This is a genomic window from Rhizobium sp. SAFR-030, assembly GCF_059415005.1.
Genome location: NZ_JBPFDO010000002.1, coordinates 15,704 through 28,994, shown reverse-complemented (window position 1 = coordinate 28,994; position 13,291 = coordinate 15,704). Strand labels below are relative to the sequence as shown.

The 13,291-nt window shown below is 64.4% G+C and carries 15 protein-coding genes; 14 read left to right on the top strand and 1 reads right to left on the bottom strand.

Annotated elements, in window-relative coordinates; translation table 11 throughout:
* Window positions 1-18: 18 nt before the first annotated feature.
* The 14 genes from ACR65N_RS05880 to ACR65N_RS05815 all read left to right on the top strand — a co-directional run bounded on the left by ACR65N_RS05880 (window position 19) and on the right by ACR65N_RS05815 (window position 12,662).
* Entirely contained in the window at window positions 19-228 is a 210-nt protein-coding gene (locus tag ACR65N_RS05880) for a phage head-tail joining protein (protein WP_213755580.1), read from the top strand.
* Window positions 228-1,763 carry a phage portal protein gene (locus ACR65N_RS05875; RefSeq protein WP_440456154.1) on the top strand — a complete coding sequence of 512 codons (1,536 nt, stop codon included), beginning with the start codon at window positions 228-230 and terminating at the stop codon, window positions 1,761-1,763. Before ACR65N_RS05880 ends, ACR65N_RS05875 begins: the two co-directional genes overlap by 1 nt.
* Before the next feature lie 74 nt (window positions 1,764-1,837).
* The gene (locus tag ACR65N_RS05870; RefSeq protein WP_440456153.1) at window positions 1,838-3,832 is read left to right on the top strand and encodes a prohead protease/major capsid protein fusion protein; all 1,995 of its coding nucleotides are present in this window, start codon (window positions 1,838-1,840) and stop codon (window positions 3,830-3,832) included.
* A 29-nt stretch (window positions 3,833-3,861) separates the two neighbouring features.
* Window positions 3,862-4,212: a DUF2190 family protein gene (locus tag ACR65N_RS05865; RefSeq protein ID WP_440456152.1), complete on the top strand. Its 351-nt coding sequence runs from the start codon at window positions 3,862-3,864 to the stop codon at window positions 4,210-4,212.
* Window positions 4,209-4,526, top strand: coding sequence for a head-tail joining protein (locus ACR65N_RS05860; protein ID WP_440456151.1), 318 nt, complete (start codon window positions 4,209-4,211; stop codon window positions 4,524-4,526). The genes ACR65N_RS05865 and ACR65N_RS05860 overlap by 4 nt, the downstream gene beginning before the upstream one ends.
* A gap of 103 nt (window positions 4,527-4,629) precedes the next feature.
* Window positions 4,630-5,316, top strand: a complete 687-nt coding sequence (locus ACR65N_RS05855; protein ID WP_440456150.1) for a GIY-YIG domain-containing protein — start codon at window positions 4,630-4,632, stop codon at window positions 5,314-5,316.
* Window positions 5,317-5,366: 50 nt separating this feature from the next.
* Window positions 5,367-5,978 carry a hypothetical protein gene (locus ACR65N_RS05850; RefSeq protein ID WP_440456149.1) on the top strand — a complete coding sequence of 204 codons (612 nt, stop codon included), beginning with the start codon at window positions 5,367-5,369 and terminating at the stop codon, window positions 5,976-5,978.
* Between the two features lie 80 nt (window positions 5,979-6,058).
* Complete coding sequence (locus ACR65N_RS05845; RefSeq protein ID WP_440456148.1) at window positions 6,059-6,607, top strand: DUF6441 family protein; 549 nt, start codon at window positions 6,059-6,061, stop codon at window positions 6,605-6,607.
* Between the two features lie 13 nt (window positions 6,608-6,620).
* Complete coding sequence (locus ACR65N_RS05840) at window positions 6,621-7,055, top strand: hypothetical protein (RefSeq protein ID WP_440456147.1); 435 nt, start codon at window positions 6,621-6,623, stop codon at window positions 7,053-7,055.
* A gap of 25 nt (window positions 7,056-7,080) precedes the next feature.
* The gene (locus tag ACR65N_RS05835; RefSeq protein ID WP_440456146.1) at window positions 7,081-8,022 is read left to right on the top strand and encodes a phage tail tube protein; all 942 of its coding nucleotides are present in this window, start codon (window positions 7,081-7,083) and stop codon (window positions 8,020-8,022) included.
* Window positions 7,983-8,420, top strand: a complete 438-nt coding sequence (locus tag ACR65N_RS05830; RefSeq protein ID WP_440456145.1) for a hypothetical protein — start codon at window positions 7,983-7,985, stop codon at window positions 8,418-8,420. The genes ACR65N_RS05835 and ACR65N_RS05830 overlap by 40 nt, the downstream gene beginning before the upstream one ends.
* Before the next feature lie 110 nt (window positions 8,421-8,530).
* The gene (locus ACR65N_RS05825; RefSeq protein WP_440456144.1) at window positions 8,531-8,728 is read left to right on the top strand and encodes a DUF7697 family protein; all 198 of its coding nucleotides are present in this window, start codon (window positions 8,531-8,533) and stop codon (window positions 8,726-8,728) included.
* Complete coding sequence (locus ACR65N_RS05820; protein WP_440456143.1) at window positions 8,725-12,072, top strand: phage tail length tape measure family protein; 3,348 nt, start codon at window positions 8,725-8,727, stop codon at window positions 12,070-12,072. Before ACR65N_RS05825 ends, ACR65N_RS05820 begins: the two co-directional genes overlap by 4 nt.
* Window positions 12,072-12,662 carry a DUF2460 domain-containing protein gene (locus ACR65N_RS05815; RefSeq protein ID WP_440456141.1) on the top strand — a complete coding sequence of 197 codons (591 nt, stop codon included), beginning with the start codon at window positions 12,072-12,074 and terminating at the stop codon, window positions 12,660-12,662. The genes ACR65N_RS05820 and ACR65N_RS05815 overlap by 1 nt, the downstream gene beginning before the upstream one ends.
* A gap of 7 nt (window positions 12,663-12,669) precedes the next feature.
* Here ACR65N_RS05815 and ACR65N_RS05810 read toward each other — a convergent pair whose 3' ends face one another.
* Entirely contained in the window at window positions 12,670-13,224 is a 555-nt protein-coding gene (locus tag ACR65N_RS05810) for a hypothetical protein (RefSeq protein ID WP_440456140.1), read from the bottom strand.
* Between the last annotated feature and the right edge of the window lie 67 nt (window positions 13,225-13,291).

Genomic DNA, 13,291 nt, shown 5'->3' with positions numbered 1-13,291 from the left:
CTTCTCGCGGGATTTCCGATGCCCTGGACGCAGACCGAACTCGATGCGCTGAAACGCGCCTTCGCGGGCGGAACGCTGCGCGTTACCTATGACGGCAAGACGGTCGAATATGGCTCGGCGGACGATCTCCTGAAGCGCATTCGCACCATCGAGACCGAGATCGCCGCCACCTCCGGCAATCCGCGCCCCATCGCGGGATTCGCAAGCTTCGGGCGTGGTGACCGGTAATGGGCGCGAACTGGATCGATCGCGCACTCGCCAGCGTCGCGCCTGGCGCCGCCCGCAAGCGGCTTCTCGAACGCCAGGCGTTCGAGAAGCTCGCGCGCGCCTATGACGGCGCAGCAGTCGGACGGCGCACCGATGGCTGGCGGTCGTCGTCCAGCTCCGCCGATGGCGAGATCGCTTCCGGTGCGGCGCGGCTGCGCGACCGCATGCGGGATCTGACACGTAACAATCCCCATGCGGCGAAGGCCGTGGCGGTGCTGGTGAACAACATCGTCGGCGCCGGGATCAGGCCGCGCGCGGCGACCGGAACGGATGCACTCGACAACAGGATCAATGAACTCTGGGAGGCTTGGGCAGCGCGATCGGATGCCGATGGCCTCGCCGATTTCCACGGCCTCACCACGCTCGCCGTGCGCGAGATGATCGAAGGCGGCGACGTGTTCCTTCGCCGTCGTATCCGCCGCGCCAAAGACAAACTGCCCGTGCCCATGCAGCTTCAGCTCCTCGAAGCCGATCACCTCGACGACACCAAGATTGGAGTTCTTCCGGACGGCGGGCGGATCGTGCGCGGTATCGAATATGACGCCATCGGCCGCCGCCGCGCCTATTGGCTGTTTCCCGATCATCCGGGCGATACCAGCGTGCCGCTCTCGCGTAGCCTCACCTCGGCGCGCGTCCCTGCGGATGGCATCGCCCATCTGTTCGAGCGCCAGCGCGTGCAAAGCCGCGGCGTGCCCTGGGGCGCGCCGGCCATGCGGGCGATGCGCGATCTTGATGACTGGACCAACGCCGAACTGGTGCGCAAGAAAACCGAGGCCTGCCTTGTCGGCGTGGTACTCGGCGCGGATGAGGCCGATCAGGGCGTCGCGCCGACCGTCGTCGATGCCGAAGGCAAGACCATTGAGCAGTTCGAGCCCGGACTGATCGCCTATGCGCGCGGCGGCAAGGACATCAAGTTCAACCAGCCCGCTTCAACGGCTGGCGTCTCGGAATGGCTTCGGGCGCAGTTGCACATCATCGCCGCCGGATACCGCGTGCCTTACGAATTGCTCACCGGCGATCTGTCTCAGGTCAACTATTCGAGCCTGCGCGGCGGTCTCGTTGAATTCCGGCGCATGGTCGATGCCCTGCAATGGCAATTGGTGATCCCGGGCTTTTGCGAACCGGTCTGGCGCTGGTTCACCGAGGCGGCTTGGGTCGCCGGCCTGATCCCGAACCCGGTGGTCAAAGTCGAATGGCAACCGCCGCGCTTCGATGCCGTCGATCCCCTGAAGGACGCGCAGGCCGATCTTCTGATGCTGCGCTCGGGCACCATGACTCTCGCCCAGGCCATCGCCCGGCAGGGCTACGATCCGGCCTCACAGCTGGGCGAAATCGCGGAAATGAACGCGCTGCTCGATCGGCTGAAGATCGTGCTCGATAGCGATCCGCGCATGATGACCAAGGCGGGAACGGCGCAGCCCGATCCGAACGATCCGGCAGGCGACACCGCAGACAATGAGCAGCCGGGCAAACCGAAGCCCAAGCCCGGCGACTAATCTCTTTCGAGGACACCATGAAACCTGCTCAACCGCCTTCGCGCGGCGTAGCGCCTATGGCGAATGCGCTGCCGATGCAGACTCGGCTTGCGCCGGTCGCCTCCATCGAAATTGAGACCCGAACCGTCGAAGTCGTCTGGACCACCGGAGCGTCCGTGCGCCGCCGTCGTTGGACCGGCTTTGATACCGCGATCGACTACGAGGAAATCCTCGTGGTCTCGCGCGATGCGGTCGATCTCTCGCGCCTCGATGCCGGTGCGCCGGTGCTGGACAGCCATTCGCAATGGACGACGCGCGCGATTGTCGGCGTCGTCGAACGCGCCTGGATCGACAAGGGCGAAGGCCGCGCCGCCTTACGCTTCCCGAAGCCTGGCGTCGATGAAGCCGCCGATCGTCTGTTCGCGCTCGTCACCGACGGGATCGTCCGCAACATCTCAGTCGGCTACCGCATCGACAAGGTGCGCGTCGAACGGCCCGAACGTGTCGGCGACCCCGAACGCTGGTTCGTCGAACGCTGGACGCCTCACGAGCTGTCCTTCGTGGCCGTCGGCGCCGATCCCGGCGCGCAGGTGCGGGGCGACAGCGTGGCCGCCGAAGCGCTGCCGACCTTCCCATTCGACCTGATCGAACCATTCTCTCGAACAATGGAGACTGTCGCCATGGACGAACCTGTCCAGACCCGTGAAGCTGCGCCCGAAGCGCCGCCCGCGCCTCCCGCAAACGATCTCGCCACGCCGGCGCCGCCCAACCCGCCCATTCCCGTGGCCGATATTGAGCAAGTCCGCGCCGAGGAGCGCGAGCGCGTCGCGGCGATCTTCGGCCTCGCCGATCGCTTCAGGCTCGAACGCGCCTTCGCCGATGATCTGGTGACGCGCGGCGTGACGCTCGAAGACGCACGACGCCTGATCCTCGATAAGCTTGCCGGCCGCGATGAACGCGGCGCTGGCCATACCGCCGTCTCCTTCCCTGCCGGCGGTCTCGACGCAACGGTCACGCGGCGTGAGGCGCTCGTCGAAGCTATCCTGCACCGCCTGGCGCCGGTCGCCTTCACTATGACCGACCGGGCGCGGGACTACCGCGGCATGTCTCTGGTCGATGTCGCCCGCGATAGCCTCGCCGTCGCCGGCCAGGCAACCCGCGGCATGACCGGCAACGAGATTGTCTATGCCGCCACGCGCGCCGCGGGCCTGCATTCCTCTTCGGACTTCCCGCTGATCCTTGCGGCCGTCGCCGGCAAGCGTCTGCGGCAGGCCTATCAGGTCACCCCGCGCACTTTCACGCGCTGGACGCGCGGCACCACGGCGCCCGACTTCAAGCCGATGTATCCCACCCAGATCGGCAACTTCCCGCCGCTCAAGCCGGTGATGGAAGGCGCCGAGTTCACCTATGGCACGATCGCCGAAGGCCGGGAGACCTACAAGCTCGCGACCTATGGCCGGATCGTCGCACTCACCCGGCAGGCGATCGTCAACGACGATCTGCGCGCCTTCGACCGGGCGCTCAACACCGCCGGCCAGAAGGCTGCCGAACTCGAAAGTGCGCTCGTCTATAACGAGCTTCTGGCGAACGGCGTGCTGGCCGATGGCGTGGCCCTCTTCCACGCCACGCATGGCAACCTCGGCACGGCCGCAGCGATCTCCGAAGCCGCGCTCAGCCAGGCGTGGGAACTGATGGCCCAGCAGAAGGACATCAGCGGCGCGGACGCGGAATATATCTCCGTCATCCCGCGCTTCATCCTCGTGCCGCCGGGCACGCGCTCGATCGAGGCGCGCAAGATGATTGCCGCCGTGACGCCCGCCAAGGCGGCGGATGTGAACGCTTTCGCCAACAGCCTTGAGCCTATCGAAGAGCCGCGGCTCTACAAGCCTGGCGGTCCGCAGCCGTGGTGGCTCTGCGCCGATCCGAACGCGATCGACACGATCGAATATGCGCATCTCGAAGGCCAGACCGAGCCGTTCATGGACCAGCGCGTCGGATTCGAGGTCGATGGCGTGGAATTCAAGATCAGGCACGACTTCGCAGCCAAGGCGCTCGATTTCCGCGGCCTTTTCTACAACCCGGGCGTCTGATCGCCTGAACCACCTTCGGAGCAAATCCCATGAAGAATTTCGTTCAAGCGGGCGATGTCGTCACCCTGGCGGCGCCCTATGCCCTCACCTCCGGCCAGGGCGCGAAGGCCGGACAGCTTTTCGGCGTCGCCAGCGGCGATGCCGCCAACGGCGCCGATGTCGCCCTCAAGACCTCCGGCGTCTTTGATCTCATCAAGATCGGATCGCAGGCTTGGACCATCGGCCAGCTCGTCTATTGGGACGACACCAACAAGCGCTGCACCAACGTCGCAACCGGCTCGCTGCTGATCGGCGTCGCGGTGGCGGCTGTCGCCGGCGGCGCCGGCAACACCGTCGGCCGCGTTCGGCTCAATGCGTCCTTCCGGGCGAATGAACCGTGACGGAAGCGTTTATCGCGGCGGTCGACGCGCTCTTCGCCGATCCCAATATCGGCGAAGATGCGCTGTGGAAGGCTGGCGGGGTCGGTCCCGAAGTTGCGGTGCGGATCATCCGAAAATCGCCCGACCGCTTGGCGGAGTTCGGGGAAAGCCGTGCCGTTCTGCCCACCCTCGCGCTCGATATTCGGCGCTCGCAAGCCGCGACGATCGCTGATGGGGACCTGATCGTGATCGGCGCCGAGACGTTCAAGATCATCGGCGAACCCATGGGCGATGCCCTCGGGCTGGTGGCGGCCTGCGAAGCGACGGCCTTTTAGCGTGGCGGGGATATGACGCTTATTCGCAACGCATTCTTCTGTGCTAAATGCTTAAACGGCGAACAAAGAGATAGGGAAAGAGCACTTGATAACTGGCGGCCGAGTGTCGGATCTCAAAGACTTCTATTCCTTGCTCGGTGTTCTCGCTGAGAAATCAAGCCTTCGTGTATTGTCCGGCTGCTCTGGACGGCTTCAGTGGCCTCGTCGTGGAGTGTATTTCTTTTTCGAAGAAGGTGAAGGCCGATCAGACAGCGGAGTGGGGCCGCGTGTCGTCCGGGTGGGCACCCACGCGCTGACGGCGACATCGAGAACAACGCTCTGGAACCGCCTCTCCCAGCATCGCGGCCAAGAAAAGAGTGGCGGCGGCAACCATAGAGGCTCGATCTTTCGGCTGATCGTAGGAACTGCACTGATCGCACAGCATGGCTACGATGTCCCAAGCTGGGGGGCAGGAAGTGCCGCCGCACCGGACGTTCGCATCCGGGAACGTGAACTCGAACGCGAGGTGAGCAAGACCATCGGCTCAATGCCTTTCATGTGGCTGGATATCGATGACCCTCCTGGTGCGACCAGTTCGCGGGGCTATATCGAGCGCAACGCGATTGCTCTGCTCAGCAACTTCGAGAGAAGCCCGATCGATTCGCCCAGCGCGGATTGGCTAGGTCACAGATGCAATCGAGATCGCGTGAGGCGCTCGGGGTTGTGGAACCAGAACCACGTCGATGAGCGCCATGAAGCTGGATTCCTTTCGCGACTCGAAAGCTTGGTCAGTCAATCGGAGCGCGATTAGTGATTGTCGTAGTGCAGTGCGCCGCGAGGAAGCGGGAGGACGCAGGGTTCATGCGGACAGCAGATGGAGGGCTAGTCCTCTTCGTTGCCGACCCTGGTTCTGCGCCGATTTCCAGCACCCACAGCTATGCGAGGCCTGATGATATCGAGCTGAACGGCGAGACTTGGAGAGACCGACTCTCCGAGTACAATTTCCAACCCGGCGAAAACCCGCTCAAGCTTCTCCGCGCCATCGATCTCTATTCTAACCCAACCTACCTCCGACTGGCGTCACGGGTCGGAATAGAAAAGACCTACGTTCTGTCGGCAGGGTGGGGACTTATCCGAGGTGATTTCCTCACACCGGACTACGACATCACATTCAGCGCATCGGCTGAACCATACAAACGCAGAAAAAAGACGGAGGTATATCGCGACTTCCGAATGGTGCCCTCGGACACCGACGAGCCGATCATCTTCTTCGGCGGCAAGGATTACGTTCCGTTGTTTTGCGATCTCACGCAATCCGTACGGACAAGAAGGACCGTCTTCTACAATTCAGATCGCGCGCCCGATGCGCCGGGTTGCTCACTTGTCCGGTTCAAAACACGCACTCGGACCAACTGGCACTACGAATGCGCAAACGCTTTTCTCACCGGTGATCTCCCCCTGACACTGCGATGAAGTTCACCATTCAACCTTTCGATCTCACCAAAGCACTTGGCGGGACCGAGAAGGGGATCGAGCGCGCAGTCACCTTCGGCATGCGCGACGCCGCCGACGGTCTAAAGTTCGATCTGCGCGAGGATGTCGTCGCCGCCGGGCTCGGTGAACGGCTATCGAGGACGTGGCGGGGAAAGACCTTTCCCGAAGTCGGCGAAAGCGCCGAAGCCGCCGCCTATGTCTGGTCGCGTGCACCGAAGATCGTCGATGCTTTTGACCGTGGCGTCGTAATCCGCTCGGCGCGAGGCCTCTTCCTGGCAATCCCGACCGCTGCGGCTGGCAAGACTGGCCGCGGCGCGGCGGGCGGCCGTGAAAAGATTACGCCGGAAGGCTGGCAACGGCGCACGGGACTGAAGCTGCAGTTCGTCTATCGGCGCGGGCGCCCGTCCTTGCTGATCGCCGAGAACGCGCGGGTGAGCAAGCGCGGGCTTGCCGCCGCCAACCGCCGCAAGACCGGTCAGACCAGCGTCATCGTGTTCGTACTCGTGCCGCAGGTCGCGCTGAAAAAGCGGCTCGATGTCGAACAGGCGGCCAAACGGCAGGCCGCGCGTGTGCCCTCGCTGATCGCGCGGCACTGGCAGCAATCCTGAAGGCTTGTCACCCATGGCCTCGAAACGTGAAACCGTCTTGGCGGCGTTGAAGGCGCTTGTCGCCGCCGCCCTACCGGGCGCGGAAGTGAAGCGCAATCTGGCGAAGGCCGAACGCATTCCGCCCGGCGGCCTCGTCGTGATCCGCGACGGCGATCCTGGCGAACCCGAAATCAGCCTCTCGCCGCTGACCTATCTCTATTCGCACCGCATCCCGATCGAGATCGCCGCCTATGAAAGCGCGACGATGACGCGCGAGATGGTGCTCGATGCCATGACCGGCGCGATCGGCGCGGCGGTGAAGGCGAACCCGACGCTCGGCGGTCTCTGCGATTGGATCGAGGCGGAAGCACCGGTGACGGACGATATCGAAGCGCTGGGCGCGCTGCCCGGCCGCTTCGCTGATCTCGCGATCCTCGCCACCTACGCGACAAGCGATCCGCTTAACTGAACTCTTCAACCACAGGAGCGATCCCATGGCACGCGCACGCGGCGCCAACGCCGTCATGGCCGCGGCATTCGAGTCAACCTACGGCACGGCGCCGGTAAGCGGCTTCAAGAAGCTGCCCTTCGTGTCGGCAGCGCTCGGCGACGAACAGGGACTGATCGCGAGCGATCTTCTCGGCTACGGGCGCGAACCGCTGCCGCCTAGCCGCGATGTCGTCAACAATGAGGGCGATGTCGTCGTCCCGGTCGATCTCCGCAATTTCGGGCAATGGCTGAAGCTTGCGATGGGCGCGCCGTCCTCAGCCGAAGATACCGGCGTCTATACCCATACCTTCGTCTCCGGCGCGCTGACGTTGCCGTCGATGGCGATCCAGATCGGCATGCCGGAAGTGCCGAGTTATGGCGTCAATGTCGGCGTCCGCGCCAACACGATGCAGATCCAGTTGCAACGATCCGGCCTGCTGAGTGCCACGATGGGCCTGATCGCCCAGGGAGAAACCAAATTCTCCACATCACAGGCCGGCACGCCGACTGAGGCGGTGATGGAACGCTTCAGCCACTTCCAGGGCGAGGTTAAGCGCGAAGGCACGGCACTCGGCAACGTGGTCTCCGCCGAACTGACCTATTCGAACGGGCTCGATAAGGTCGAGGTGATCCGCCCGGATGGCCGCATTGCCGATGCCGATCCTGGCATGGTCGCGGTCACCGGATCGATCGGCATTCGCTTTGCCGATATGACGCTGCTCGATCAGGCGAGTTCCGGCGAGCCTTGCGAACTTTCGTTCGGCTGGACCATCGACGCCGACCGCTCGCTCCTCTTCACCTTGCACAGCGTGTTTCTGCCGCGCGCGAAACAGCCGGTTCAAGGCCCTGCCGGCGTGCAGGCGACGTTCGCCTGGCAGGCCGCCAAAGACCCGATCCTCGGCAAGACATGCACCGTCGTTCTGGTGAACGATGTGGCGGCCTACTGATCGACCTTCCCCAAAATCCCGAAGCCAAAAAAGGAGCCGACATGCTCAAGCTTGAACCCGTGTCCGTCGAACCCTTCTGGCTCGATATTCTGCCCGGCGTGCGCATCCAGTTCCGCCCGGTTTCGGTCGCGGCCATGCTAATTGCGCGTGGGGCCGCGGGCGAAGCGCTGAAGGCCGGTGGCGAACAGGCAACGATTGAAGCAGGCGCCGCCTTCACGCGCTCGCTGGCGCAGACCGGGATCATTGCCTGGGAGGGCATCGGCAATGCCAAGGGCAAGCCGGTCGATCCCGACAAGGCCGCAATCGATCAACTCCTCGAACTCTGGCCCGCATTCGACGCCATTGATCGGCTCTATGTCGGGCCGGCGTTGACGAGGCTCGACGAAAAAAACGTCTGATCGCCCTCGCCGAATGGCACTTCGACGGCGGCGAAAGCTATTGCGCCGCCTGCCCGAGCCGCTGCGAGGGCTGTCCTTACGACGCGCACCGCCCGCAAACGTCTGAGGGTTTGCTGGCCTGGGAAGTTATCCGCCGCTCGGCCGGTCAGGTGCGGGCGGTGATGGGCGGCGTCTACGCGCTCGATTTTGGGGCGATCCTCATGCTTGCCCACGCCATGGGCGCACTGAACCCGCTTGTCGTCGATGTCCTCCCGGAAATCGAAACCGTCGTCGTCAACGCCTATCGCCGGAACGCTGATCCACCATGAGCGCCACCAACGTCTCCATTCGCCTCGGCGTCGAGGGGAAGGTGGAGATCCGGCGCGCCTTCGAGGAAGTCGGGCAATCCGGGCAGGCCGCGTTCGGCGCCGTTGAGAAGGCGTTGGAACGGACGGGCGCGGCGACCGACCGCGAGGTCGCCCGCCTCAAGCGCCTGGCAGAAGCCGCGCGGCTCGCCGCCGATGCCGAAGCCTCCCAGAAGCGGTTCAACACGGTCCTCAACGTTGACCGCCCGATCCCGAAATCCGCCCGCGACTCCGCTTCGGTATTCGAGCAAGCGGCACGCGAAGCCGAAAGCTTCCAGGCTCGGGCGGATGCATTGCGGGCAACGCTCGATCCCCTGGGCGCAGCGCAGGCGCGCCTCAACACCGAGCTTGCCGAATACGCCGCGCTCGCCAAGCGCGCCGCGATCACGTCCGCCGAACATGCTGCCGCGCAGGGTCTCGCCCGGCAAAGGTTCGATCAGACAGCCCGCGCGATCACCGGCGTCGGCGGCTCTTCGAAGCTGACGCGCAATCAGCTGCTGACGCTGCAATACACGTTCAACGACGTGGTTGCGTCAATGTCGACCGGCATGTCGCCGATGACCATCCTGATGCAGCAGGGCGGTCAGGTGACGCAGGCCTTTGGCGGCCTGCGCGGTACGCTCGCCGCCTTCGGCTCGGCGCTCGGCATCGTGGGCGGTATCGCGATCGGTGTTGCGGCAGCCGTCGTTGGCCTCACCGGCGCGTGGGTCGCGAATGACGCCTCCACGCGCTCGGTGACGACCGCGCTGATGGGGATCGGCCGCGCTTCCGGCGCGACTGCTTCGGAACTTGAGCGCGTCGCGCAGTCTTCCGCCGAAGCCGGCAAGGTGTCGGTCAGGTCGGCGCGCGAAATGGAAGTCGCCTTCCTGCGCACCAGCAAGATCGGCGCGGAGGAAATGGCGCGCGCCATCGGCATCGCCCGCAACTTCGCGGTCACGATGGGCGTCGAAACCAAGGCCGGGGCCGAGCAACTGGCTTCGGCATTGGCCGATCCGGTTCGCGGCGCCGATGAACTCAATTCCCGGCTGGCCTTCCTCGACGATCGCACCCGGCAATATGTCCGCACCCTCGTCGATCAGAACAACCGCACCGAAGCGCAGCGGGTTTTTCTGACGGCGCTGGTCCCGGCGCTCGCCGATGCCGAACAGGCCACCAACGCCTTCGGGCGCGCCTGGAACTATGTCGCGCGTCAGGCTTCGAACGCTTTCGACGCGATCGGCAAGGCGGTAGATCGCGCCGTCGATGGTCGCACGCCGGCCGAAGAACTCGATCTTCTGAAGTGGCAGCGCGATCGGCTGCGGGAAAACGTCCGCGGCGATTTCGTGCCGCTGATGCTGCCGGTGGTTGAACGGCGCATCGCCGAAATCGAGGCCCAGCTTGCGGATGCGCAACGGCGCGCGGAGCAGCTTGCAGCCGACGCCCGCGCGAACGAACTCTCCGTGCGAGCCGGCGAAACGGCCCGGGACATCATCCCCGGTGCGCGTGAACTCGAACGACTGCAACGTGAGCAGGCGGCCCTGAGGGCGGCGCTCAACGATCCGCTGACGCGATCAAAGCTTGCCGATGATGCAGCGGTGGAAGCGGCCTATGCCCGCGTTACCGCTGAACTCGCCCGCTACCGGCCGGCGGTCGATGCGGCCACGCAGGCGATCGTCACCCAGAACTCGGCGACAGAACTCTCGATCCGGGCGACGCTGGCGCTGGCGAACGCCTATCTCGAAAGCGCCGAGGCCGCAGAACGGGCTGAAGCCCGCAAGCAGGGCCTGATTGATCAGGCGCGCGAGGGTATCGACGCCGAAGCCCGTGCCCGGCAGGTTCTGCGCGAACGGATCGCGGAAGCTGCCGCCCAGGCAGGCCGGCAGGTGGCCGATCGCAGCGCTGAAGCGGCTGCGCAGAAGCGTGTGAATGATGCGGTCGCGGGCGGCGTGCTTGCCTCCGCCAAGGCCGCCCAGGCGATGCAGGTTGAGCAGGCGCTCCGCCCTCTGCTGATCGCGCAGGCCCTTGCCGAAGGCGAAGCAAAGGAGACTCTCACCCGCATCATCGATCGGATGCGCGAAGCCTATGGCCGGCTCTTCGCCGAGCAGGAACGGGCGCAAACCCTGTCGGCCAATGAGGATCGCCGCCGCGAGATCGAATTGCTCGGGCGGCAGGTCTCGCTGATCAACGCGAACGTCTCGGCACGCGGCGATGCGCTCGCCGTCATGCGCGCCGAACAGGAACTTCAACGTCGCGGCGTCGATCTCGCGAGCGAGGAAGCGCGGGCCTATATCGAGTCTGCCCGGCAGATCGAGGGGCTGAACCGGACGCTCCGCGGCCAGGAACAGCTTCGCGATCAACGTGACGAGATCACCCTGCTTGAGCGTCAGGTGGCGCTGGTTGGCGCGTCCGTCTCCAAGCGCTCGGAAGAACTGGCGATCCTTCGCGCGATCCAGCAGTTGCGCCAGCGCGGAATCGATGCGGCGAGCCCGGAAGGGCAAGCCGCGATCGGCAATGCGCGGCGGGTCGACGAACTCAACCGTCAACTCGCCGGCCGCCAGGCGCTTGAAGATCAGAAGGACGAAATCACCCTTCTGCAAAGGCAGATCGGGCTGATCGGTCAAAGCTCGTCGGAACGCGCCGTCATCATTGCGCAGCTCCGAACAGAGCAGGGTTTGCGCACGCGCGGCATTGATCTCGCCAGCGAGGAAGGCCGGGCGATTGTCGAGAACGCCGGCAAGATCGAACGGCTGACGCAGGAATTGCAGCGGCAGGACGCCGCCTATCGCACCATCGAGAATGCGGTCGGCTCGGCGCTCGACCGTTTCGCCGATGTGCTGGCGCAAGGAAAGCTCGATTGGAAATCGTGGGGCGATGCCGGCCGCGCCGCGCTGCAAGACCTTTCCCGCGAAATGATCAAGCTTGCCCTGCTCAATCCCCTGAAGAACCTGCTCTTCGGTTCGAACCTGCCGACGTTCAGCCAGGGCAGCGGGCTCTTGAGCGGCATCTTTTCGCGGCTCTTCCATGAGGGCGGGCTGGTTGGCTCGGGAGGTGTTGGACGCATGACGCCAGTCGCCGCTTTCACCTATGCGCCGCGCTTTCACGAGGGCGCCTATCTGCGCGCCGACGAAGTGCCGGCGATCCTGCAACGCGGCGAGCGCGTGCTGAACCGGAAGGAGGCGCGCGCCTATGAGCGCGGCGACGATCGCGCTTCTGGCGCGATCGTCAACGTCACGATCCAGACGCCGAACCCGACCGCCTTCGACGCCAGCCGCACGCAGATCGCCGCGGGCCTTGCCCGTGCGGTTCGCTCCGGCATGCGGGGAATGTGATGCCGCAACCCTTTCTCGATATCGCCTTCCCCGGCTCGGTCGGTCGGGGCGCCACCGGCGGGCCTGGCTTTTCAACCCAGATCGTGACGCTTGCGTCGGGCGCCGAACAGCGAAACGTCAACTGGTCGAACAGCCGGGGGCGCTGGAACATTTCGACCGGCATTCGAAACCGCGCAGACATGGCGGCGGTGATCGCCCATTTCCATGTGGTGAAGGGCCGAGCCTATTCCTTCCGCTTTAAGGACTGGAACGATTTCGACGCCGCCGATCAGGCGATGATGCAGATCACGCCGACGGTCTGGCAGATCGTCAAACGCTACAACCGCTCGGGCTATGAGCACGTCCGCACGATCACAAAGCCGGTCGTCGGATCGGTCGCGGCGAAGATCGCCGGAAGTCCGGTCACGCCTTCCACGATCGATACGCTGACGGGCCGGATCACCTTCGCCTCGGCGCCAGGCTCGGCGCCGACCGTCTCGTTCCAGTTCGACGTTCCCGTCCGCTTCGACACCGACAGCCTGCCGGTTCAGGCGAACGCCTGGGACTTGCAAGTCGTCAACAATATCGACCTCGTGGAAGTCCTCGAATGACGGGAATTTAGAGGCTTGTGGAGAATTCCTTCCCCCACTTCACGCCGGCGCATTCGCAGGCACGTTCGAGCCATGCGTTGGTCTCCTGTGCCGAATTGTTCGTGCCATACCACCATCCGTCGACAAGCTTCTGGCCATAGGTCTCAGCCAAGCCTGCGGTATCGAAGAGATCCTCTGGATTGTTCGCGACTATGCGCTTCGTGCTCTTCTTGACCAAGGAGAGTTTCTCAAGGGTTCCGGGCTTGGCTTTTTCCAGCGCCTTGAGCCCCTCGGCAAGCAGATCCTTGAGCGAGTAGGTATCCTTGGTCTCGCCGAATGCAACTAACTGATACTTCCCGCTTTTGCGCGACAGCTTTGGCGCAGGCGCCGGGATTTCGATGGGGCTATCCCCGGGAATGATCTTCTCTTCGGCGAGATCGATCATCGACACCTGCTGAAACGTGTCCGTCTCCAGCGAGAGGCGCGTGGCATTTAGCACGCGCACTCGGAGCGCCTTCTGCGGGTCCGCAGAGGCGAGCAGCGAAACAAGTTTTGACGTCGAGATGAATGAAACGCTTGCCATGTGGGTACTCCTCCAAAATCATTCTTCCTTGTAGCTTCTTCCTTATAAGGAAGCAAGCCTCTTGCAA